This window comes from Beijerinckia sp. L45 (assembly GCF_009765775.1).
Lineage (GTDB): Bacteria > Pseudomonadota > Alphaproteobacteria > Rhizobiales > Beijerinckiaceae > RH-AL1.
Genome location: NZ_LMUU01000036.1, coordinates 1 through 21,206, shown reverse-complemented (window position 1 = coordinate 21,206; position 21,206 = coordinate 1). Strand labels below are relative to the sequence as shown.

The 21,206-nt window shown below is 64.1% G+C and carries 20 protein-coding genes and 1 pseudogene; 10 read left to right on the top strand and 11 right to left on the bottom strand.

Translation table 11 applies throughout. The annotated features are described in order from the left end of the window. The first annotated feature begins 148 nt into the window (after positions 1-148). Both GSQ79_RS03350 and GSQ79_RS03345 read left to right on the top strand, forming a co-directional pair. Positions 149-1,060 carry a lipid kinase gene (locus GSQ79_RS03350; RefSeq protein WP_158807322.1) on the top strand — a complete coding sequence of 304 codons (912 nt, stop codon included), beginning with the start codon at positions 149-151 and terminating at the stop codon, positions 1,058-1,060. Continuing rightward, positions 1,057-1,929, top strand: a complete 873-nt coding sequence (locus GSQ79_RS03345) for an aldose 1-epimerase family protein (RefSeq protein ID WP_158807321.1) — start codon at positions 1,057-1,059, stop codon at positions 1,927-1,929. The genes GSQ79_RS03350 and GSQ79_RS03345 overlap by 4 nt, the downstream gene beginning before the upstream one ends. Before the next feature lie 3 nt (positions 1,930-1,932). Here GSQ79_RS03345 and GSQ79_RS03340 read toward each other — a convergent pair whose 3' ends face one another. Then, the gene (locus tag GSQ79_RS03340) at positions 1,933-2,382 is read right to left on the bottom strand and encodes a type II toxin-antitoxin system RelE/ParE family toxin (RefSeq protein WP_158807320.1); all 450 of its coding nucleotides are present in this window, start codon (positions 2,380-2,382) and stop codon (positions 1,933-1,935) included. A gap of 210 nt (positions 2,383-2,592) precedes the next feature. Between GSQ79_RS03340 and GSQ79_RS03335 the strand changes: the two genes are divergently transcribed. Next, the gene (locus GSQ79_RS03335; RefSeq protein ID WP_158807319.1) at positions 2,593-3,552 is read left to right on the top strand and encodes a bifunctional 5,10-methylenetetrahydrofolate dehydrogenase/5,10-methenyltetrahydrofolate cyclohydrolase; all 960 of its coding nucleotides are present in this window, start codon (positions 2,593-2,595) and stop codon (positions 3,550-3,552) included. A gap of 1 nt (position 3,553) precedes the next feature. Here the strand turns inward: GSQ79_RS03335 and GSQ79_RS03330 are convergent, their stop codons facing one another. From GSQ79_RS03330 to GSQ79_RS03310, 5 genes are all read right to left on the bottom strand, one after another. After that, complete coding sequence (locus GSQ79_RS03330) at positions 3,554-5,404, bottom strand: AsmA family protein (RefSeq protein ID WP_158807318.1); 1,851 nt, start codon at positions 5,402-5,404, stop codon at positions 3,554-3,556. A gap of 61 nt (positions 5,405-5,465) precedes the next feature. Beyond that, positions 5,466-7,358 carry an ABC-F family ATP-binding cassette domain-containing protein gene (locus tag GSQ79_RS03325; RefSeq protein WP_158807317.1) on the bottom strand — a complete coding sequence of 631 codons (1,893 nt, stop codon included), beginning with the start codon at positions 7,356-7,358 and terminating at the stop codon, positions 5,466-5,468. Between the two features lie 63 nt (positions 7,359-7,421). Then, positions 7,422-8,417, bottom strand: a complete 996-nt coding sequence (locus GSQ79_RS03320) for an NADP-dependent oxidoreductase (RefSeq protein WP_158807316.1) — start codon at positions 8,415-8,417, stop codon at positions 7,422-7,424. Between the two features lie 22 nt (positions 8,418-8,439). Beyond that, on the bottom strand, positions 8,440-9,132 hold the full coding sequence (locus GSQ79_RS03315) for a MarR family winged helix-turn-helix transcriptional regulator (protein WP_368669910.1): 693 nt from the start codon (positions 9,130-9,132) through the stop codon (positions 8,440-8,442). Further along, the gene (locus GSQ79_RS03310; RefSeq protein WP_158807315.1) at positions 9,116-10,024 is read right to left on the bottom strand and encodes a LysR substrate-binding domain-containing protein; all 909 of its coding nucleotides are present in this window, start codon (positions 10,022-10,024) and stop codon (positions 9,116-9,118) included. The genes GSQ79_RS03315 and GSQ79_RS03310 overlap by 17 nt, the downstream gene beginning before the upstream one ends. Positions 10,025-10,143: 119 nt before the next feature. Here GSQ79_RS03310 and GSQ79_RS03305 point away from each other — a divergent pair, with 119 nt between their 5' ends. The 4 genes from GSQ79_RS03305 to GSQ79_RS03290 all read left to right on the top strand — a co-directional run bounded on the left by GSQ79_RS03305 (position 10,144) and on the right by GSQ79_RS03290 (position 14,824). Beyond that, the gene (locus tag GSQ79_RS03305; protein WP_158807314.1) at positions 10,144-11,613 is read left to right on the top strand and encodes a catalase; all 1,470 of its coding nucleotides are present in this window, start codon (positions 10,144-10,146) and stop codon (positions 11,611-11,613) included. A 181-nt stretch (positions 11,614-11,794) separates the two neighbouring features. Beyond that, on the top strand, positions 11,795-13,426 hold the full coding sequence (locus GSQ79_RS03300) for an MFS transporter (RefSeq protein WP_210252999.1): 1,632 nt from the start codon (positions 11,795-11,797) through the stop codon (positions 13,424-13,426). A gap of 75 nt (positions 13,427-13,501) precedes the next feature. Next, positions 13,502-13,924 carry a nucleoside-diphosphate kinase gene (gene ndk / locus GSQ79_RS03295; protein WP_158807313.1) on the top strand — a complete coding sequence of 141 codons (423 nt, stop codon included), beginning with the start codon at positions 13,502-13,504 and terminating at the stop codon, positions 13,922-13,924. A 249-nt stretch (positions 13,925-14,173) separates the two neighbouring features. Then, a complete protein-coding gene (locus GSQ79_RS03290) occupies positions 14,174-14,824 on the top strand; it encodes a hypothetical protein (protein WP_158807312.1) in 651 nt (216 codons plus the stop codon). Positions 14,825-14,881: 57 nt separating this feature from the next. Here the strand turns inward: GSQ79_RS03290 and GSQ79_RS03285 are convergent, their stop codons facing one another. The 3 genes from GSQ79_RS03285 to purM all read right to left on the bottom strand — a co-directional run bounded on the left by GSQ79_RS03285 (position 14,882) and on the right by purM (position 16,898). Continuing rightward, on the bottom strand, positions 14,882-15,049 hold the full coding sequence (locus GSQ79_RS03285; RefSeq protein ID WP_158807311.1) for a DUF3309 domain-containing protein: 168 nt from the start codon (positions 15,047-15,049) through the stop codon (positions 14,882-14,884). Positions 15,050-15,165: 116 nt separating this feature from the next. Then, positions 15,166-15,837, bottom strand: coding sequence for a phosphoribosylglycinamide formyltransferase (gene purN / locus GSQ79_RS03280; protein WP_158807310.1), 672 nt, complete (start codon positions 15,835-15,837; stop codon positions 15,166-15,168). Then, complete coding sequence (gene purM / locus GSQ79_RS03275; RefSeq protein WP_158807309.1) at positions 15,834-16,898, bottom strand: phosphoribosylformylglycinamidine cyclo-ligase; 1,065 nt, start codon at positions 16,896-16,898, stop codon at positions 15,834-15,836. Before purM ends, purN begins: the two co-directional genes overlap by 4 nt. Before the next feature lie 366 nt (positions 16,899-17,264). On the opposite strand from purM, the gene GSQ79_RS03270 reads away from it, so the two are divergent. Further along, positions 17,265-18,437 (top strand): AI-2E family transporter, encoded by a 1,173-nt coding sequence (locus GSQ79_RS03270; RefSeq protein WP_158807308.1) that lies wholly within the window; start codon positions 17,265-17,267, stop codon positions 18,435-18,437. Positions 18,438-18,786: 349 nt separating this feature from the next. Continuing rightward, positions 18,787-19,131 carry a hypothetical protein gene (locus tag GSQ79_RS29280; protein ID WP_246725077.1) on the top strand — a complete coding sequence of 115 codons (345 nt, stop codon included), beginning with the start codon at positions 18,787-18,789 and terminating at the stop codon, positions 19,129-19,131. A 6-nt stretch (positions 19,132-19,137) separates the two neighbouring features. On the opposite strand, the gene GSQ79_RS03260 is transcribed toward GSQ79_RS29280, so the two are convergent. Next, the gene (locus GSQ79_RS03260) at positions 19,138-19,716 is read right to left on the bottom strand and encodes a hypothetical protein (protein ID WP_158807306.1); all 579 of its coding nucleotides are present in this window, start codon (positions 19,714-19,716) and stop codon (positions 19,138-19,140) included. A gap of 111 nt (positions 19,717-19,827) precedes the next feature. Then, positions 19,828-20,703 carry an EcsC family protein gene (locus GSQ79_RS03255; protein ID WP_246725076.1) on the bottom strand — a complete coding sequence of 292 codons (876 nt, stop codon included), beginning with the start codon at positions 20,701-20,703 and terminating at the stop codon, positions 19,828-19,830. Between the two features lie 226 nt (positions 20,704-20,929). On the opposite strand from GSQ79_RS03255, the pseudogene GSQ79_RS03250 reads away from it, so the two are divergent. Further along, positions 20,930-21,206: pseudogene (locus GSQ79_RS03250) on the top strand (hypothetical protein); the annotation flags it as partial.

The window sequence follows — 21,206 nt, the reverse complement described above, 5'->3', positions numbered from 1 at the left end:
CTAGGTAGCCCGCGATCCTATTGCGCATCGCGGTGCCGCTCCGGGCGGGCCGCCTTGGCCACTTTCTCCTTTGAGACGAGGCGAATTTGAGCGAGATGTCGCTAAGTCGGCACCTGATCACCTTGTTGCGAGCCGAAGAGGATGCGGATTGGCGGAGTCACCTCAGCAGCGGCGAGCGCTTTTGATCGTCAATCCGGCGAGCCGGAATGGCCAGCAGGCGATCAACGCAGCTCTCGATCGTCTGCAATCCGGCGGCATCGTGCTCGCCGAAAGCGTGTGCGATCGTAGCGCCGATATCGCCAACTGCATTCTTGCCCATCGTAACATGGTCGATTGCGTCATCGTCGGCGGCGGTGACGGTACCCTCAATGCCGCTTGTCCAGGGCTTCTGGCGACGGGGCTGCCATTCGGTGTTCTGCCTCTCGGGACGGCCAATGACTTTGCGCGTTCGATCGGCTTACCGCTTGATGTCGGGGCCGCCGCAGAGGCGATCTGCAGCGGCAAGACGCGAAAAATCGACATCGGCGAGGTCAACGGCCACCCGTTCTTCAACGTGGCGAGCGTCGGGCTGGCGGCCGATCTGGCACAGCATCTGACCACTGACAGCAAACGGCGCTTCGGCCGCCTCAGCTATGCCATCAGCGCCAGCCGCCTGCTGATGCAAGCGCGGCCGTTCCATGCGACCCTGCTGATCGGCGAGCAGAAAACCATGGTTCGCACCATGCAGATCACGGTCGGCAACGGCCGGTTCTATGGGGGCGGCAACATCGTCGCCACCGACGCGCAGATCGACGACGGACACCTCGATCTTTATTCGCTGGAATTCTCGCAGGTCTGGCGGATGGCCCTGATGATCCGAACCTTCAAAAAAGGCGGCCACGGCGCGGTCGACGAGGTGCGCACGGCCCGTGGTGCCAGTTTCGAGGTCATCACACGCAGGCCGCGACCCGTGAATGCTGACGGCGAGCTTGTGACCCAGACCCCCGCGCGGTTCACCCAGCGCCGACAGGCCCTGTCGGTCTACGTGCCGGTGATGCCGCTGCTGACGGCGCCGCTTTGAGCCACACGATTCGTTTGCGGAGTGGCGAAGCGGTCGCCGACATCGCCCTGCATGGAGCCGAACTTCGGGCCTGGTCGGTCGCGGGTCGTGCGTTGATCTGGTCGCCGGATCCGGCGGTTTGGGCCGACACGGCGCCGATCCTGTTTCCGGTGGTGGGGTGGACGCGTGACGGCAGCGTTCGCGTCGACGGGCAGAGCTATCCGCTGGGCCTGCACGGTTTTGCCCGCGCAATGCGTTTCAGGATCGCGGCGCAGGAGGCGGACTGGGCCTGCCTGATGCTCGACGCCTCGGACGAAAGCCGGACCGTCTTCCCGTTCGACTTCTCGCTTGCGGTGACCTTCCGCCTGACCGCCGATGCGCTGCGCACGGAGCTTACGATCCACAATACGGGGACCGGCGCGATGCCCTATGCCTGCGGCCTGCATCCCGGCTTCTGCTGGCCATTCGCTGGAGGAACGCCCGAGGATTACGCGATCGACTTTGCGGAGTCCGAGGCCTCGACGGTCCCGATGATCGCGCCTGACGGCTTGTTCACACGGCAGCGGCGCCGCGTGCCGATCGACGGCCCCAGGCTCGCGCTATCAGAGGCGCTGTTCGCTCGCGAGGCGCTGTGCTTTCTCGAAGCCAAAAGCCGGAGTCTGCGATTTGCTCATCGGGACGATGCCGCGATCACGGTAACTCTGGAGGATTTTCCCCATATCGCCCTTTGGGCGCGGCCGGGCGGCCGGTTTCTCTCGATCGAAGCCTGGACGGGACATGGCGATATGGAGGACAGCGACGGGGATCTTTGGAAAAAGCCGTCGATGATCCAGCTCGAAGCCGGCACGACGCGCCGCCACGCGGCGACCTATGCCTTCACGCCAGGCTGAAGCTCACCAGACGATGGGGGCCTCGAAACCAATGGGCGTGTCCGCATCCGCGACGACGGCCAGGATAGCGATCACGTCGCCGGCCTTCTGCCAGGTGACGATTTCGAAGGCCAGCGTGTAAGGCGGGACGGCCTGCGCCGTCTCGTAGGTGAAGGCGAGCCGACCGGGACGGCCGTGAGCCGCGATCGCGAGCTGCTTGCCGGCCTGATCGAACCGCTCGGCGAGGTGGGCCCCGGCGGCTGCATCTGTTTCGGCGATCGTGCGGACGATCTCTAAAACCGTGTCGCGAGCTGTCAGGGCCCACACCACCGGCCGCTCGCCGGCGGTCGCCGGTGCCGCACCGCCATCGGTCTTGCCCCGGCCAAGCAGCGCCTGCAAAGCTGCAGTCATGGTTTCACGCGGGAAGACGCGGCTGGCCCGCGTGTCGGCCAAACCGCGCTCGATCACGTCCAAGATCGGCTGACCCGGGTCGTGGATGGTCGCAGTTTTGTCATCGGTCATTTCGGTCACCGCATCTGGCAACGATGTCGACGATCGACAGAGGCCCGCTTCCCGCCCCTAACTTTTATGCTGCATCCGCTCAACAATTTTTCAGCGACAGTCCTGGGGAAACCTGACAGAAAGCGCGACTTTGACGCTCAAACCCTGGAAGAGGTTGTCACAATGACTCTTGGCCTGTCCGATCAGCCCGCGCACGCGGACGTCATTCGCTCCTCCGAGCACGGGGGCCGGATCATCGACGGCAAGATCGCCTCGCTTCAAGTTTTGGAAGAAGTGGCGGAGCGCGCCAAGGCGCTCGTCGCGCGCGGCACGACTCCCGGCCTCGCCGTCGTACTCGTCGGTGAAAACCCCGCGAGCCAAGTCTATGTCGGCGCTAAGGGCAAGGCCGCCAAATCCTGCGGCTTCCACTCCGTGCAACACGACCTCGAAGCGACGACCACCGAAGCTGAGCTGCTCAAGCTCATCGCCGAGCTGAACGCCGATCCGCAGATCCACGGCATTCTGGTCCAACTGCCGCTGCCGGACGGCATCGACTCGACCAAGGTGCTCGAAGCTGTGTCACCGTCAAAAGACGTCGACGGCTTTCATCCCGTCAACGTCGGCCTGCTTGGAGTCGGCGACGTCACGCGTGCCCTCGTGCCCTGCACCCCTGCGGGCAGCTTGGTTCTCATCGAGAAGACCGCTGCCGCTCTGGGCGTCAAACTCGACGGCATGGAGGCCGTGGTCGTCGGTCGCTCCAACATCGTCGGCAAACCGATGGTGCAGCTGCTGCTGTCGAAGAACATGACGGTGACCATCGCCCACTCTCGCACGAAAGACCTTAAGGCGACGGTGCAGAAAGCCGATTTCGTCGTCGCCGCCGTCGGCCGTCCCGAAATGATCAAGGGCGAGTGGATCAAGCCGGGTGCGATCGTGATCGATGTCGGCATCAATCGCGTTCCCGGCGAAGGCCTCAATGCCGCGGGTAAGCCGAAGACCAAGCTGGTCGGCGACGTCGATTATGCGGGTTGCGCGGTGAACGCCGCCGCGATCACGCCCGTGCCCGGTGGCGTCGGCCCGATGACGATCGCCATGTTGATGGCCAACACGTTGCGCGCGGCCGAACGCGCCGCCGCCCAATGACTTAAGGGTTTGCCGGCGGCTCGCCTGCCGGCGGCAAACCGCCCCCGAACACGGGCGCGAAGGTCGGATGATCGAACGTGCCGCCGATTTCGAAGCGCAACTTCGGCGTCGTCGCGGCTGGATCCCCGGTGGATGTCGAGGCTATGGCGTGAAGGTCGAGGGCGCGTTGCCCGATGTCCGCCTTGCCATCGACACTAAGCGTCGCATCCGGCCCTTTCAAAAGACCATCGTCGATCGTTGCAACGCCGTCGGCGATCTGCAGGCCGAACAGCAGGGTGTCGAAGGGTGTTCGCCCGTTGCGGAGCGCGGGAAGGACGGCTTCGAATCGTTGCCGCGCCAGCTCGCGCAGGCCGTGGCCGAAATCGACGCCCGAAAATTCGCCATCGCTGGCCCGGCCCTTGGCCCAGCCGTGTAGGCCTTTCATTAGGGCCCTGGGGGTCTGACCGGCACTTTCGAGATTGGTCGAGATCGACAGCGACCCCGCCGCGAGTTGCCGTCCGAAACCGTCCCAGGTGAGCGCGCTGGCATCGGCATCGTTGAGCGACCCGGTCGCGCGAAGGCTTAAACCTGTATCGTTGACGCCGATCGAGGCACGGCCCTTGAGCGTGCCGCCGTAGGCCTTGCCTTCGACGAGCGCGACCTCCGTCCGGTTGTCGCGCGTCATGACGGCCAGGGCGGCGTCGTCGATGACGAAGGGCGGCAGGCGGAGATGCGTGGCGGAGATCCGCAGATCGAGATCGATGTGGTCGCTGTGATCGAGTCCGGGCCTTTCGGTGGACCAGTGCCGGTCGGCATCGAGCATCGGCGGCGCCGCGTTCAGAAATGGCGCGAGCGACAACTGTTCGGTTGCCAGCGTTCCGGCGAGCGCCGCCCGGCCGTTCGGTGCCTGATAGGCCAGTGTCCCCTCGTAATCGTTGCCGTCGAGGCGCAGGCGGACGTTGGGAAGATCCAGGGCGCCGCCGCCGATCGTCGCGTCGCCGGTCAGGGCCACATTGGCGAACGGCGCCGGAAGGGTCGCGCTATAGGCGCCCAAAGCAAGGGCGTCCGCCAATTTCGGCGCGCCGGCAGACAGCCGGCCGTGGAAACTGAGGCCAGGCGCAGTCGTCAGGTCGCCGTTCGCCGAGACGTCGAGGGGCGCCGAATGGATGCGGAGCGCGATCGCCGAATGGTCGCCGCGAAGCAGGCTGGACGGCTGTCCCAGCCATGCCGCGACGTCGGCGGCCACGCCCTTGAAACGGACGGTGCCGGTGACGCTCGCCGGCGCATCGAGATTGCGCCAGTCCACGGTGACGTTGATCGCCTCGATCAGCGTCGGTCCCGCCCGTGCCTTGCTTTTCAGCGCCGCCGTTCCCTCGACCAGGGTGACCACGCCAAGGCGGCCGGTCCCCGCGGGCTGACTTGCGCCATCGGCCTTGATCGCGCGGCCGATCGTGCTGTCGGTCGGCATCGCGTTGCCGTCCAGGTCAATATTGAGCATGGGGTGATCGAGCGTCGCCGAGGCGATCTCGAGCCGTCCTACGAGGAGCGGCAGGAAGCGGACCTCGCCTTCCAGCGCGGTAGCCTCGATCTTGAGCGCACCCGAGGTATCGCTGAAGTGGAGGTCCAGCATCTCGACGTGGGGTTGCGGCAGCAGCTTGAACCGCACGGGACCATCGGCCTTGAGCATCAGCCCAGTCGTGGTGCGAACCTGCTCCGCAATTTCACTCCGCAACGATGCGCCATTGAAGAGGTAGGGCCCAGCGGCGAGGGCCGCCGCGGCCAGGGCGACGACGAGGCAGGCGAGAGCGGCAAGGGCAGGCCAACGCCATGCCGCGGAGTCTGCGCGAGCATCGCTTTGGGCCCGCTCGCTCATGGCCGGTCCCATACGCCGACCGCCCATGCCGAAAGCACGAACGGTCGGCGCCCGGCGCGTATCACTGTGCGGCGTCCTGCTCGGCGCTCAGCATAAGCCAGTCGTCCTCGGCCACCGCCAGAGCTTTGGCGAGGTCGACCCGCTGCTTGGCAAGCTGGGCCGCCCGCGTCGGCTGGCTGATGAAGGCGTCACGATCGGACAGCGCCTTGTCGATACGGGCGATGAAACCCTGGAACTGCGCGATCTTTTCCTCGACGGCGGCAAGCCGCTTCTTCACGGGGATGACCGACCGCGGTGGCGCTGGCTTGGCCGCCACGGCGGCCAGTTGCACGACGTTGGCTTGCGCAGTTTCGGCTTTCTGCTGCGCCTTCTTCTTGGGCTTGCTGTCGCTCGTCGCGCTGAGGATCATAGCCTTGTAGTCGTCCATGTCGCCCTCGTAGGGCGTCACGCTGCCATCGGCGACCTGCCAGAGGCGGTCGGCGCAGGCGTCGAGCAGATAGCGATCATGCGATACCAGGATCACTGCACCGGTGTACTCGTTGATCGCCTCGATGAGGGCGGCACGGCTGTCGATGTCGAGATGGTTGGTCGGTTCGTCGAGGATCAGCAGGTGCGGGCCGTTGAAGGTCGAGAGCCCCATCAGCAGGCGCGCCTTTTCGCCGCCCGAGAGCATCGCCACCTTGGTGTCGGCTTTGACGTTGGGAAAGCCGAGCTGGGCGCACTTGCCGCGGATCTGCGCCTCGCTGGCGCCCTTCATCAGCGGCTGGATGCACTGGTAGGGCGTCGCGCGCTCGTCGAGATCGTCGACCTGATGCTGGGCGAAGAAGCCGACTTCCATCTTGCCGGAGCGCTTGACGGTGCCCTCCATCGCGCTGAGCCGGCCGGCGACGAGCTTGGCGAAGGTCGATTTGCCGTTGCCGTTCGAGCCAAGCAGGCCGATGCGGTCGTCGTCGGCGATGACGAGATTGAGGTTTTTGAGGATCGCCTTGCCGTCGTAGCCGACGCTGGCGTGGTCCATCGCAATGATCGGCGGCTTCAGCGGCTTTTCCGGCGAGGGCAGGTGGAAGGGCAGCACGCCACCGTCCATCATCGCCGATATGGGCTCCATCCGGGCCAGCATTTTGATGCGCGACTGCGCCTGGGCGGCCTTTGTGGCGGAAGCCCTGAAGCGGTCGACGAAGCCTTGCAGATGCTTGCGCTGTTCGTCCTGCTTCTTCTTGTGCTTGGCCTCGATCGCCTGCTGCTCGCGGCGCTGCTTCTCGAAGCTTGTGTAGTTGCCGGTCCACAGCGTCAGCTTGGAATGGTTGAGATGCAGGATGTGGTCGCACACGGCGTCCAGCATGTCGCGATCATGGCTGATGACGAAGATGGTCGCGGGATAGCGCTGGAGATAATCGATCAGCCAGAGCGTGCCTTCGAGATCGAGATAGTTGGTCGGCTCGTCGAGGAGCAGCAGGTCCGGCTCGGAGAACAGCACGGCCGCCAGCGCGACGCGCATGCGCCAACCGCCGGAGAACTCGCTCAGCGAGCGGGACTGCGCCACGACGTCGAAGCCGAGGCCGGCGAGAATACGGGCGGCGCGGGCCGGGGCGGCATGGGCGTTCATGTCGATCAGGCGCGTGTGGATGTCGGCGATGCGCTGCGGGTCGGTCGCGGTCTCCGACTCTTCCAACAGGGTCGTCCGCTCGACGTCGGCGGCGAGCACGAAGTCGATCAGCGTGCCGGGACCGCCGGGGGCCTCCTGCTCGACACGGCCGAGCCGCATCTGCTTCGGCAGCGTCAGCGAGCCCGTGTCCGGCGACAGCTCGTCGGCGATCATCTTGAAAAGGGTGGTCTTGCCGGTCCCGTTGCGGCCGACGAAGCCGATGCGCGCACCCTCGGGGAGGGCGGCACTGGCCTTGTCGAACAGGACGCGCGGCCCGAGGCGGAGCGTTATGTCATTGATGTGGAGCACGCCCGCTTGTCGCCCGAGCAGATCGGGAAGGCAAGAGTGTGCAGTGCGAAAGGAGCCTGTCCGCTAGATCAGTTTGACCAACTGCTTGCCGAAGTTTTTGCCTTTCAACAGGCCGAGGAACGCTTCCGGCGCCGATGCCAGACCATCGGCGATGCTTTCGCGGAACTGCAGTTTACCGGTCGCGACGAGGGCGCCGAGTTCCTTGAGTGCCTCGGGCCAGACCTCCATGTGCTCGGAGACGATGAAGCCTTCGATGGTGAGGCGCTGGATGAGCACGCGGCGGAAATCGATCGCTGTCGGGGCGGTATTGTCGTAGATCGAGATCAGGCCGCAGACGGCGATACGGCCGAACGCGTTGATCCGCTGGATCACCACCTTCGTCGCCTCGCCGCCGACGTTCTCGAAATAGGCATCGATGCCCTTAGGCGTCGCCGCCTCGAGGTCGCTGTCGAGCGCGCCGGCCTTGTAGTCGACGCAGGCATCGAAGCCGAGCGTCTCTGTGACGTAGGCGCATTTCTCAGGTCCACCGGCGATGCCCACGACACGCGCGCCCTTCATCTTCGCGAGCTGGCCGACGACGCTGCCGACCGCGCCGCTGGCGGCACTGACGACGATCGTCTCGCCGGCTGTCACCTTACAGATTCGATTGAGGCCGTACCAGGCTGTGACGCCGGGCATGCCGACGCTGCCGAGATAGGCCGACAAGGGGATCGCCGTGCCTTGAATCTTCCGCATGTCCGCGCCCGCGGATGTCGTAAACTCCTGCCAGCCACCGATCCCCACGACCTTGTCGCCGACGGTCCAGGCCGGGTTCCGGGATTCCACGACGTCGCCGACGGTGCCGCCGATCATCACCGCGTCGAGCGCTTGAGGAGCGGCGTAGTTTTTGGCATCGCTCATCCGGCCGCGCATGTAGGGATCGAGCGAGAGATAGTGGTTGCGGACCCGCACCTCACCGTCGCCGAGCGGCGTCAGGGCCGCTGTTTCCAGACGGAAATTGTCGAGGCTGACATTCGGGTTCGGCCGCGAGGCCAGGACCACACGCTTGTTATCGGTCATGGATTTCTCGGGGTTCAGGCGCCTAGGCGCCGCGATCGGGGCGCCGGACCTTCGTCGCCGTCAGGAAGGCTTCGCTAAAATCTTCCGAAGCCAGAAGACTGAGCGCCTTCCGCAGTTTCTCGGCCTTGCGCTGGCCGAACGCGGCCTCGAAGCGGACCTGCGCGGTTCGCCAGAGCTTGGTCATCTCTTCCAGTTTCGCTTCACCGATCCGCGTCAGGGTCACGCGCTTGGCGCGGCGATCGCGTTCATCGCGCACCAGCGCGACATAGCCGTCGCGCTCCAGGGGTTTCAGCGTATGCCCGAGCGCCGACAGATCCATCACCAGGTTGTCGGCGAGTTCCTTGATCGTTGGGGCGTTGAGCATCTTGATATGGGCGAGGAGGCCATGTTGCGTGGCTTTGAGACCGCTCGGCTCGATCACGTCGTCGAAAAGCTGGCCAAGGCGGCGTGTTGCTTTACGCAAAACGCTGTTGCTGCAGAAGGCCGGACCGACAGACGGCGTCTTGGCTACCATGATGTCTCCACTGTCTCCCAATAGAGGCACAAGCCTGTTCTCAAAGCAAGGATCGCGCCTACGAAGACGCAGATCAATCGAACGGTCTACGCCTGCGATTGCGGGTAGCTGCCTGTTCGGTGACGCGTCTTCGCAGTGGCGCGCTCTTAGCCATGCTTTGTCTGCGCACCTTTTGTGCAAATCACTATCGATCCATAACATCTGCGACGCAGTCGCGCACCAGACCGGCAAGCCTGTCGATCGTCACACGGCGTGCGCTTCCCGGGCGCGACACCATTCTGATTCCGCGTGACGTCTGCGGGCCTGCAAGTCGGCGTGCGACGAGGTTTTTCGGAAGCGGAACATCGCGGGCGATCGCAAGATGCGGCATCAGGGTCAGACCATAGCCGGCATCGACCATGTGGATCAGGGTATCGAGGCTGGTGGCGCGCATGTCGGCCATCGCGCGGCCGCCGAGATCCTGGCGTTCGCAAAGCGCAAGTGCCTGATCACGCAGACAATGGCCGTCGCGGAGCAGGAGAAGAGCGGTGGCATCGATGTCGGCGGCCGCGATCGTCGTCTGACGCGCCAAAAGATGATCCTTCGGCATGACCAGCCAAAACGGCTCGTCGAACAGCACGTCGTCGCGCAGGCCTGCCTCGTTCGGCTCCGACGCGATCAGGGCCGCATCGAGGTCGCCCTGCAGGATCGGATCGGTCAGGCGGCTGGTCAGATCCTCGACCAAGGTCAGATGAAGGCCTTGCAGGCGCTCGCGGACGACGGGCAAGACGATCGGCATGAGGTAGGGTGCCAGCGTAGGAATGATGCCCAGCCGAAGCGGCGCCGCCTTCGGGTCCCGGTGCACAGCCGCGGCAGCCAGGACGTCGTCGGCGGCTGTTACGGCACGGCGGGCATGTTCCAGCACCGGGACGCCGGCATTCGTCAGGCGGATGGTCTTGCCGACGCGTTCAAACAACTCGACGCCAAGCTCTTTTTCAAGCTTGAGAATCTGGCCGCTGAGCGTCGGTTGGCTGACCGCACAGGCGACCGCCGCGCGCCCGAAATGCGCGTGGTCTGCGACCGCGACGATGTAGCGGAGATCGCGAAGATTCATGCCTGAGAAGTTCCTAGAGCCATCGGCCCACCCGATCGATATCATAGATACAATCGATTTGATCTATGGCTCTCCCGTCTTTAAAGCTATTCCAGTCTTCCACCACTTAGGAAATTCCGATGGCCGAGATCCTCACCACGACAGCCGGTAAGCCGGTTGTCGACAATCAGAACTCACTGACCGCGGGTCCGCGCGGCCCGGTTCTTCTCGAAGATTACATTCTGCTGGAAAAGCTGGCCCATCAGAACCGCGAGCGTATTCCGGAGCGTGTCGTTCATGCCAAGGGCTGGGGCGCGTTCGGCACGCTGACCATCACCAACGACATTTCGCAATACACGCTGGCGAAAGTGTTCGAGCCCGGCACCAAGACCGAGATGCTCGCTCGCTTCTCGACGGTGGCTGGCGAAGCCGGCGCCGCCGATGCCGAACGCGACGTCCGCGGCTTCGCGCTGAAATTTTACACCAAGCAGGGCAACTGGGATCTCGTCGGCAACAACACGCCGGTATTCTTCGTCCGCGACCCGATGAAGTTCCCGGACTTCATCCACACGCAGAAGCGCCACCCCAAGACCAACATGCGCTCGCCCACCGCGATGTGGGATTTCTGGTCGCTCTCGCCTGAGAGCCTGCATCAGGTCACCATCCTGATGTCCGATCGCGGTCTGCCGACCGCGCCGATGTTCATGAACGGCTACGGCTCGCACACCTTCTCCTTCTGGAACAAGGACGGCGTCCGCCACTGGGTGAAGTTCCACTTCAAGACTATGCAGGGCCATACGTATTATACGAATGCCCAGGGCAACGACGTGATCGCCAAGACCCGCGAGAGCTATCAGGAAGCGCTGTTCGGCGGCATCGAGAAGGGCGAATTCCCGAAGTGGAAGATGCAGATTCAGGTAATGCCCGAGCTCGACGCGGAGAAGACGACCTACAACCCGTTCGACCTCACCAAGGTGTGGCCGCATTCTGAATATCCGATGATCGACGTCGGCATTCTCGAGCTGAACCGCAATCCGGAAAACTACTTCAACGAGATCGAGCAGGCCGCCTTCTCACCGTCGAACGTCGTGCCCGGCATCGGCTTCTCGCCGGACAAGATGCTGCAGGCCCGCGTGTTCTCCTACGCCGACGCGCATCGCTATCGCATCGGCACGCATTACGAGGCTCTGCCGGTCAACCGCCCGATCGTCGCGGTCAATACCTATCACAAGGACGGCGCGCTGAACTTCCGCCCGAACCCGACCAACCCGGACGCCTATTACGAGCCGAATTCGGTCGACGGCCCGAAGGAAGATCCGTCGGTCGCCGAGCCGCCGCTGCGCATCATCGGGGACGCCGCGCATTACAACCACCGCGACGGCAACGACGATTACAGCCAGGTGACGGCGCTGTTCAACCTCTTCGACGAGGGCCAGAAGAGCCGGCTGTTTGGCAACATTGCGGATGCGATGGCCGGCATTCCGGAAGACATCGCGGAGCGTCAGCTTGCGCATTTCCACAAGGTCCATCCGGACTATGCAGCCGGCGTTCGCGCCGCCCGCGCAGCCGGCGCCAAGGAGTCCGATTCCTTCCATCAGGCGGCCGAGTAATCTGCAATCAGCTTGCGAGACGCTACGGCCTCTCGCGAGCGACTCTCATCTGGGGCGGCTGCTGGAAGGCAGCCGTCCTTTTTTTCAAGCTGCGACCAACGACACAACACCATGGCCATGGATAAGTGGGTAATTGCCCTTATATGGGCGTGACGCGGATATGGCTGCGACGAGGTGTGTCATGAACGAGCGCGATGCTCTGCTCGACGATAAAACAACCGCCGGATCGGTCGGGAGGCCCACGGGTGTCGACACGAGATCCGCCGAAAAAACGCGGGTCATGCTGATCCTTCTCTGCGTTTCGATCCCGTCCTTCATGATCAATCTCGACACCAACATCGTCGCGGTTTCGCTGTCGTCGATTGCCGAGTCTCTGAAAGCGCAATTCGCCGCTATCGAGTGGGTTATCAGCGCCTATACGCTCATCTTCGCCTCTTTGTTGATGCCGGCTGGCGCGCTCGCCGACCGCTATGGTCGCAAACGCTTGCTGATGATCGGGCTCGCCATCTTTACGGTCGCTTCGTTGCTCTGCGGCGCGGCACCGAATGTCACGGTGCTCAACGGCGCCCGGGCGTTGCAGGGCGTCGGAGCCGCACTGCAGCTGAGCGCCGCGCTGGCGACGCTGTCTCATTCATTTCGCGGCCCGGCGCGGGCCCGCGCCTTTGCCTTCTGGGGATCCGTGATCGGTATCGCGATCGCTTTGGGGCCTGTCGCGGGCGGCTTCATCACTCAGCATTTCGGCTGGGAGTGGGCGTTCTACGTCAACATTCCTGTGGGGGCTGTGATGATCGCGATCACGGCCTATGCCCTCGAAGAGTCCCGCGATCCCGACGCGACGCGGGTCGATGTGTTGGGCTTCGTCAGTTTCAGCAGTTTTTTGTTTCTGACCACGCTGGCGCTTATCTCCGGCAATACAGAAGGCTGGACCAGCCCTCCGATCCTAGTCGAGGCGGGCGCCGCCGCGTCGCTGTTCGCCGTGTTTATCGTCGCAGAGTTGGTGCAGCAGCGTCCGATGCTCGATCTCAAGGTGTTTCGACGGCCGACCTATATCGGCGCCAGCGTCGCGTCGGTTACCTTTGCCGCGGCGTTCCTGACGCTGCTGACCTATCTGCCGATCTATTTTCAGAATGGCCTGGGTTATCGGCCGGAGGGCGCCGGTCTTCTCATGCTGCCGATGGCGGTGCCGCTGTTTCTCGTCCCGCGTCTGGTCGCCGCGCATCTCTCGTTTCGTTTCACCGGGCGGCAGCTGCTCACCGCCGGCTTGGCGTTGATCGGGGCAGGGCTGTTATGGATGGCGCTCGTCGCGCCGCTCTTCAGCTATGCCGCCATGCTCGGCGGAATGCTGGTCGCCGGCGCTGGGGCCGGCATTCTCAACGGCGAGATCGCCAAAGTCGGCATGAGCGTCATCCCGCCGGAGCGGGCGGGCATGGCGTCGGGAGTCTCCGGCACCCTGCGCTTCAGCGGAATCGTCATCGGCTTTGCCGCGCTCGGCGCCGTCCTCTTCGGCCGGGTGACGGCGACGGTCTCGGCCGGGCTGCCGCCCGATCTTCTGTCGCAGCGGGTCGCGTTGATCCGCAGCGTCGCGGCGGGGGATCTGTCGGGCCGGGTAGACGGCGCAACACCGCGGGCGGCGCTGCATGCGCTTGCCTTGAACGGATTTGGCGCCGGCTATCAGGGCATCCTCTTCGTTGCCGCGATCATGGCTGCAGTCGCGACCCTCCTGACCTGGCTGTTGGTGCGTGCGGGCGACACGCCGGTCCTGGTGCGCCAGGCCAAGGGCAGCAATCCTTACGCGGTGGCGCCGATCGATTAGACGCCGCCTTGCCCATTTCCCCTCGCATCGGTACAAGCGCGGCACTTCCCAGATTTACCGCAGGACCTAGCGCTCATGGCGATCGAACACACCTTCTCTATCCTCAAGCCCGACGCGACGCGCCGCAACCTCACCGGTGCGATCAATGCGCTGATCGAGAAGGCCGGCCTGCGCATCGTCGCGCAAAAGCGGGTAAAGATGACCCGCGAGCAGGCGGAAACCTTCTATGCCGTCCACAAGGCGCGCCCGTTTTTCGGCGAACTCGTCGAGTCGATGATTGCCGGCCCGGTGGTCGTGCAGGTCCTCGAAGGCGAGAACGCCATCAAGACCTACCGCGACGTCCTCGGTGCCACCGATCCGTCGAAGGCCGAGTCCGGCACGATCCGCAAGGAGCACGCGCTGTCGGTCGGCGAGAATTCGGCGCACGGCTCGGACGCCGTCGACACCGCGAAGATCGAGATCGGCCAGTGGTTCGCCGGCAATGAGATCGTCGGCTGACGCGACGCTCTAATTTGCAGGATCATGATGAGGAGGCGCGTCTTTGGACGCGCCTTTTTTGATTGCGACAGCAGTTGGCCCGACACGACGGCGCCGCTCCGTTCATGATAGAAACTGTGGCGAGCATCATTGAAAACCTTATGAAATCGGGTGTCCTATGCCTGCTCTCGGCACGATTCTGTTTCTTTTGAACGTTGGTTTATCATCCACGCCGCGCGCAGCGGACGGTTCTGGCCCTGGGCCTATGTCATGTTCTTTTTGCCGGGCTTTGGCGTTGCCGCCTACCTCATCTTCGAGGTTCTGCCGGAGTGGCGCCGGGCGCCCGGTGTCCGCAAGACCCAGGGCCAATTGACCCGCGCGATCGATCCGACCCGGCGCTATCGGTCGCTGGTCGACGCCCTCGACGCCAGCAACACGATCGGCAATCGCCTCGCTCTCGCCGATGAATGTCTCGCCCTCCGTCGGTTCGACGAAGCCTTGGTGCTCTACGACGGCATTATCGCCAGTCCGCAAGGGGACGAACCCGTCTATTATCTTGGGAAGGCAAAGGCGCAGTTCGCTCTTGGCAAGGCCGCCGAGGCTTTGACGACACTGGATACGCTCAAGCAGCATTGGCCTGCCTATCGCTCGCAGGACGGCCACCTGCTCTATGCGCGTGCGCTCGAAAATCTCGGGCGGCTCGACGAAGCGCTTGGAGAATATGCTGGCCTGTCGCGCTACTATCCCGGCCCGGAACCGCGGATCCGACAGATGCGGCTTCTCGATCAGATCGGCCGAAAAGAGGAAGCCTACCAGATTGCGAACGACGTGGTTGCCAACTTGACACGGGCACCCGCCTTCGCACGCAAGCAACAAGCCGAGTGGTTTTCCGCGGCAAAAGACTATTTGAGACGAGCCTGACGCGAGTTGGCGGCCCATGTCGAGGGGCCGCCAACCTGGACGTGCGCGCGTCGATTTTTAGACCCCGCGGCCGCCGCGGCCGAAGAAGAAGTAGACCACAAGGATCAGGATCAGCAGGCCACCGATGCCGCCGAGGCCGCCCGTTCCCAGACCACCGCTGGAGTAGCCGTAGCCACCGCCTCCGAGCAGAAGAACAAGAACGATAATCAAAAGGATTAGCGGCATTGGGAAGCTCCCTCGTCGACACGGCACAACCGCGTGTCGGCAAGTCAACGCCTGGGATCAAGCTTCGTCTCAACCTTGAAGACTAAAATATGACGAAACGGCAACGATTGCGTGGATTAGGCGTCGCTGGGCACGATTGGCGGCATCACCATCGGGTTCGGCGTCGCAGCGGGATCGACATCGAACGTGCGATTGCCTTGGATCGTCACGCAATTCCCGGCGACCCGGGCCAACGCCGCGGGATAGATGATGTGCTCCTGTGCAAGCACCCGGCGGCCGAGGCTTTCCGGCGTGTCGCTGTCGAGCACGGGGACGGCGGCCTGCGCGACGATCGGGCCCTCGTCCATCGCCGGCACGACGAAGTGGACGGTGCAGCCGTGAATTTTTACACCCTCGGCCAAGGCGCGCTCATGCGTGTGGAGCCCGCGAAAAGCCGGCAACAGGGCAGGGTGGATGTTGAGCAGACGGCCGGCCCATTGCCCGATGAACCAGGGCGTTACCATCCTGAGAAAGCCGGCCATGCAGACGAGCTCGATGCGGTGAATTTCGAGCAGCGCCTGCATCGAGCGCTCGAACTCTTCCCGACCAGCGTAGATCTTATGGTCCACCACGGACGCCGCGATGCCGGCGGCTTTGGCATAGACCAAACCACCGGCATCGGGTCGGTTAGATATGACGAGCGTAATCTCTGCGGGATAGGCTGGATCCCGCGCGGCTTCGATCAGCGCGCGCATGTTGGAGCCGCCGCCGGAAATCAGGATCGCGGTGCGCTTGCGGCGCGGGCTCACAGATCGAGGCGTCCCGAGAAGATCGTCGTCGGGCCCTCGCTCGTCACGATCGCGCCGAGGTGCACCGGGGCTTCGCCCGCGTCGCGCAACGTCGCTTCGATGGCCTCGGCACTCTCGGCCGCGACGACCAGGATCATGCCGATGCCGCAGTTGAAGGTCCGGAGCATTTCGGCCTCGGCAACCCCGCCTTGCTTGGCGAGCCAGCGGAACACGGGCAGCACCGGCACCGCGCCAAGATCGATGGCCGCCGCGCAGCCTTTCGGCAGCACGCGCGGGATGTTTTCGGGGAAGCCGCCGCCGGTGATGTGGGCCAGCGCTTTGAGTCCGGTCTGCTCGCGGAGAACGCGGAGCACTGTCTTCACGTAGATGCGGGTCGGCACGAGCAGGGCATCGGCCAAATCCATCTCTGGCGCGAAGGGCGCCGGCGCCGTCCATTCGAGGCCGGCATCGGCGACGATCCGGCGCACCAGCGAGTAGCCGTTGGAATGAACGCCGGAGGCGCGCAGACCCAGGATGACGTCGCCGGCCGCAACACCGCGGGGCAGCAGCGCGTCGCGCTCGGCGGCGCCGACGGAGAATCCGGCGAGATCATAATCCTTGCCGGCGTAGAGGCCGGGCATTTCCGCCGTCTCGCCGCCGATCAGTGCCGCGCCGGCCTCGCGGCACCCGGCGGCAATGCCCTCGACGAGCGCCACACCGACGTCGGTGTCGAGCCGGCCACTGGCAAAATAATCGAGGAAAAACAGCGGTTCCGCGCCCTGAACGATGAGATCGTTCACGCACATCGCAACGAGATCGATGCCGATCGTGGCGTGGCGCCCAGTCTCGATGGCGATCTTCACCTTGGAGCCGACGCCGTCATTGGCGGCGACGAGAATCGGATCCCTGAAGCCGGCGGCCTTGAGGTCGAACAAGCCACCGAACCCACCGATTTCGGCGTCGGCGCCGGGTCGCCGCGTCGCGCGAACGAGCGGCTTGATCCTCTGGACGAGGTCGTTGCCGGCATCGATATCGACGCCAGCATCGGCGTAGGTCAGCCCGGTCTTCGCGTTGTCGCCCATCGTTCGTTTCGCAATTTGGCCGGCGCCTCGCAGCCGAGGGCGGATCAGGGAATGGTGCCGTCGCGCGCGTACGGCTGATTGCCATGCGCCTTAAGCGTCCTGTCCCGGGCACGCAAGCTCGATCGCGGCGCCGGGCGACAGACGCGACGAAACGGCGGCCCGCAACGCCAACGCTTCGATCATCCACAGGTCCAGAAGATCGCTGTAACCTTCTCATAACGCAGAAATATCTTTGGTGTGGAGCTGTGGGTAAGCATCGGCTGCGCGCGGTCGGGTCCGCATTTGTGCCGCGGCGGCGTTGACGCTGTTCGCCATGGCTGCCTATCTCCTGGGGTGGATACGGCACTCAGCTCTCGAGGACACGACATGAAGCGAACATTCGTGCGGGGCCGTTCGGTCGGGGTCGGCTGGCAAACCGGGTTCTGGCTGGCGACGTTCGCGACCTTCGCCTTCCTGCTCTGGCTATTCAGTGCCGTGCTTCCGCCGTTCGTGGTCGCGCTGGTGCTCGGTTATCTTCTCGACCCGGTGGTCGGCCGCATGCAGCGCCTCGGCCTCAGTCGTACCTGGGCGACAACCATCATCCTGCTGGGATCGATCATCGTTCTCTGCGTGATCGCCGTTCTTATCTTTCCGATGCTGGGGCGCCAGCTCGCCGGCTTCATCAAGGCCGTGCCCGATCTCGTCACGCGCGCGGAAGGGCTTCTGACGTCCGCCAACGGGGAGCTGACGCACGGCTTCATCGGCACGATCATGCAGAAGTTCGGTCTGGACAGCTCGAGTGGGGCCGACCTCAAGGGGCAGGTCGGCGAGATCGCCAACAAGGCCACACAATGGCTCGCCGGCTTCGCCAATTCCATTCTGTCGCAAAGCGGCGCGATCCTCGACATCCTCTCGTGGTTCGTCATCACGCCGGTGGTCGCGTTCTACCTTCTGGTCGACTGGCCGCGGATGGTCACGACGATCGATGGCCTCGTGCCGCCGCGCCACCGCAAGACGATCTGGGGGCTGGCGCATGAAATCGATCTTGCCCTCTCGGGATTCTTGCGCGGCCAGTCGCTGGTCTGCCTGTTCCTCGCCGTCTGGTACGGGCTCGGCCTCTCGATCATCGGCCTGAACTTCGGCCTGCTGATCGGGCTGACCGGCGGCCTTCTGAGCTTCATCCCCTATATCGGGTCGCTGCTTGTTCTGGTCGTGTCGCTTCTCATCGCGGTCGTGCAGGGCTGGCCGAATTGGCACCTTCCGGCCATGGCGCTCGGCATCGTGCTGGTCGGGCAGTTTCTCGAAGGCAATGTGCTGTCGCCAAAACTTGTTGGCGACAAGGTGGGGCTGCATCCGGTGTGGCTCATCTTCGCACTTCTCGCCTTCGGCAGCGTGTTCGGCTTTACCGGCCTGATCATCGCAGTGCCGGTGGCGGCTGCAGCGGGCGTGTTGCTGCGGTTTGCCACCAAGCGCTACCGCGAAAGTCCGTTCTATTCCGGCGATGCGGTTCCCGTTCCCGTCCTGGTCGCCGATGTGCCGGGCGAGCGCGGCGCAGCTTGAGGTGGAAAGACACCGTAATTCTGGGCCGACACGTCAGCTTAATTTGGATCTCGGTCGCGCGCCGGCCTTCGATCTTGAGGATTTCCTCGTCTCCCCGTCCAATGAAGACTCGTTTCGGCTGATCGATCGCTGGCCCGACTGGCCATCTCACATGCTGGTCCTGACAGGACCGCCCGGCTCCGGCAAAAGTCACCTTGCCGCTATCTGGGCGCAGCACGTCGGGGCTAGGATCGTCCAGAGAGACGAGGCAATCGATCCGCAAGCCCTAGCCGGAACCGCAGCCCTCCTCCTGGAGGATTGCGATCGAACGAAGCGGTCCGACGCCAGCCTTTTCCACTTGATCAATCTGATGAGGGATGCTGGCGGATGGCTGCTGCTGACGGCGCGCGCCAATCCCGACCATTGGGCCATCCAGACGGCCGATCTTTTGTCGCGGCTTCGTCTTGCGACGTTGAGCCGGATCGGGCGGCCCAGTCCTGAGCTTGTCCGCGCCGTGCTCGTCAAGCTGTTTGCCGACCGCCAGATCCGGATTGAGGAGGATGTCGTGGCTTACGCTACGCTTCACCTTGAGCAATCACTCGAGGCAGTAACGCGTTTCGTTCAGGCCGTCGACGAGGCTGCCCTGTCTGCGGGGCGACGGATTACCCGGCCGCTCGCGTCGGCCACGATCGCCGCGCTTCAGCACGACGATTAGAGGCGACTAAGGTCCGACGTAGCGGATCGTCTTGCCCCGTTGGTCCGTAAATTTCACGCCGGCCACGACCGGCGTCCCTACGGCAGCCGAACGACCGGACGACAGCGTGTCGGGCGCGGAGCCCTTAGCAAGCGGGTCGTTCCGCGTGCCGTCCATCGACGCCAGGGCGATTCGCTTGTTCGGCTTCAACCGCGAGGCCTGATCGAGAGGCGAGAAATCTGCAGACCGATGGGTCGATGTTTCACGACCGGTGTACACGTGGATGCCGGTCTTCATCATCACGGCATCGCCGGGACGCAACGTCTTGTCGTGGAGGAGATCGGTGGTCTTTTGGAGCACAGGCTTATCGTCGGCGACAACGCGCTTCACAATGCGCCGCTGCTGCAGCACGAATGGCTCAGGCTGCGTATCGAGCTGCTGCTGCGGCGGCGCCTGATTATATTCCGGCTGGCTGGGCTGCGAACCGCCGAACAACTGATCGAAAAAGCCGGCCTGTGCTGTGCTCGGAAGGGAGATCGAAGCGAACAGGGTCAAAACCGACCCGCTGATCAGACAGACGCGCGAAAAACCTTTGCTCTCGACCATGTGCTGTTCCCCTCTTCGGTAGAGAAACGCGGTTGTCAAGGCTTGGTTCACTGTGATGTTAGACATTTCTGTGACAGCGCGCCAAGCCCTCTCCGAGAGCCCGCATTGCCGTCAAGCGGCGGCCGTCAGCATGTATTCGCTATGAAGCTTGCGGTATTCTGCCTGGACCACATCCGTGCCGTAGACCTTTTCGAGGCGACGCACCGTGAAATGGCCGAAGGCGATCGATTGAAAGTGCTCGACGAACGCGTAGTTGACCGCCGCGCCTCCGGCCGCTCCCACGATCGGCACGGCTTGCGCCGCAAGCTTCTCCGAAACGACGATCCCGAACCGAGCGCCGATCTGGCTCACCAAACGAATCATGGCCGGGGCGGCGCCATCGGCGGCCCCGCGTTGCACGGCATACCGACTGGCCTCGCTGACCGTTTTGGCAAGCAGGCCGCGCGTCGCGAAATAGCCGCTGTCGGTGAAATCATCACCCGCCTCGTGGGCGCCGAGCGCGAAAACCTCGAGGCAGGCGAGCGCGACCGCCGGGTCGGTCAAATCTTCGCCTTCGTCCCGGGCGATATCGGCGATCGCGCGCAAAATAATGACGGTGGAGACCGGTAGCTCGACGGCCAGGCTCGACAATCCGAACAGACCGCCAGCGGCGCCGGACGCCGCCGCCATCGCGCGATGCACAAGGCGGCTGTTGCGCATCGGCTTCTTCTGCTTTTGCAAGCTGCCAAGCGCGACCGACAGGGCCGCGCCGATCGCCTTCTCCGCGGCACGGTTCACGAGGCCCGATACGCCCATCGGAAGAAAACGGCTCAGCGATCCGAGCTGTCGCCCGACAAGCGTCGCGAGACGCGTCGCAAGATTGGTGTGTTCCAGGGCGCGGACCGCCTGTTCGAGGGCGCGGCGGTCGTCGGGGAACAGCTTGGAGCTGTCGGTCTGGATCATGGCGCTGCTGGCGACGGGAAGATGAAGGCTGCTTGTGTCGCTCATGGTCGTCCTTGGAGTTGGTCACGCCATTGGAATGCCGGGAAGAATACCGCTCTTGAAACAGCCGAGCCGGTGCTTGGTTCACCTGTCGACCAGCTTGAGATGGGACGGGAGGCCGGTCGATGCATCGACCAAAGACGAGACAATCCGCGTTTGACGCCTCGAGGCTTTTGCGTGAGGCTTCCCGCGCGCTGCAGACGAGTCCCGCGCGCCCCGGGAGGAGCCCCTGATGTCGATCCGAACCATGCATTCCCTCTGCGCCATGACTGCCCTCGTCGCGGCGTTGGGCCTGTCCAGCGGCGCCCAGGCCAAATCGGCCGTGCAAAAAGAATGCAGCGAGAAATATCAGGCGGCGAAAGCAGCGAACACGCTGAACGGCCAGACCTATAACCAGTATTACAAGCAGTGCGCGGCCGAAGCCAAGGCGGAGAAGGCGGGCACGACGACGACCCCGGCGACCCCGACGGCCGCTCCGGCGCCGGCCCCGGCTGCGCCGGCCACCCCGA

Bases quoted from the DNA above. Each gene is read 5' to 3' on its own strand.
- GSQ79_RS03335 (WP_158807319.1), top strand. From the start codon at position 2,593: ATGACTCTTGGCCTGTCCGATCAGCCCGCGCACGCGGACGTCATTCGC.
- GSQ79_RS03330 (WP_158807318.1), bottom strand. From the start codon at position 5,404: ATGAGCGAGCGGGCCCAAAGCGATGCTCGCGCAGACTCCGCGGCATGG.
- GSQ79_RS03320 (WP_158807316.1), bottom strand. From the start codon at position 8,417: ATGACCGATAACAAGCGTGTGGTCCTGGCCTCGCGGCCGAACCCGAAT.
- GSQ79_RS03315 (WP_368669910.1), bottom strand. From the start codon at position 9,132: ATGTTATGGATCGATAGTGATTTGCACAAAAGGTGCGCAGACAAAGCA.
- GSQ79_RS03310 (WP_158807315.1), bottom strand. From the start codon at position 10,024: ATGAATCTTCGCGATCTCCGCTACATCGTCGCGGTCGCAGACCACGCG.
- GSQ79_RS03305 (WP_158807314.1), top strand. From the start codon at position 10,144: ATGGCCGAGATCCTCACCACGACAGCCGGTAAGCCGGTTGTCGACAAT.
- GSQ79_RS03300 (WP_210252999.1), top strand. From the start codon at position 11,795: ATGAACGAGCGCGATGCTCTGCTCGACGATAAAACAACCGCCGGATCG.
- ndk (WP_158807313.1), top strand. From the start codon at position 13,502: ATGGCGATCGAACACACCTTCTCTATCCTCAAGCCCGACGCGACGCGC.
- GSQ79_RS03290 (WP_158807312.1), top strand. From the start codon at position 14,174: ATGTTCTTTTTGCCGGGCTTTGGCGTTGCCGCCTACCTCATCTTCGAG.
- GSQ79_RS03285 (WP_158807311.1), bottom strand. From the start codon at position 15,049: ATGCCGCTAATCCTTTTGATTATCGTTCTTGTTCTTCTGCTCGGAGGC.
- purM (WP_158807309.1), bottom strand. From the start codon at position 16,898: ATGGGCGACAACGCGAAGACCGGGCTGACCTACGCCGATGCTGGCGTC.
- GSQ79_RS03270 (WP_158807308.1), top strand. From the start codon at position 17,265: ATGAAGCGAACATTCGTGCGGGGCCGTTCGGTCGGGGTCGGCTGGCAA.
- GSQ79_RS29280 (WP_246725077.1), top strand. From the start codon at position 18,787: ATGAGGGATGCTGGCGGATGGCTGCTGCTGACGGCGCGCGCCAATCCC.
- GSQ79_RS03260 (WP_158807306.1), bottom strand. From the start codon at position 19,716: ATGGTCGAGAGCAAAGGTTTTTCGCGCGTCTGTCTGATCAGCGGGTCG.
- GSQ79_RS03255 (WP_246725076.1), bottom strand. From the start codon at position 20,703: ATGAGCGACACAAGCAGCCTTCATCTTCCCGTCGCCAGCAGCGCCATG.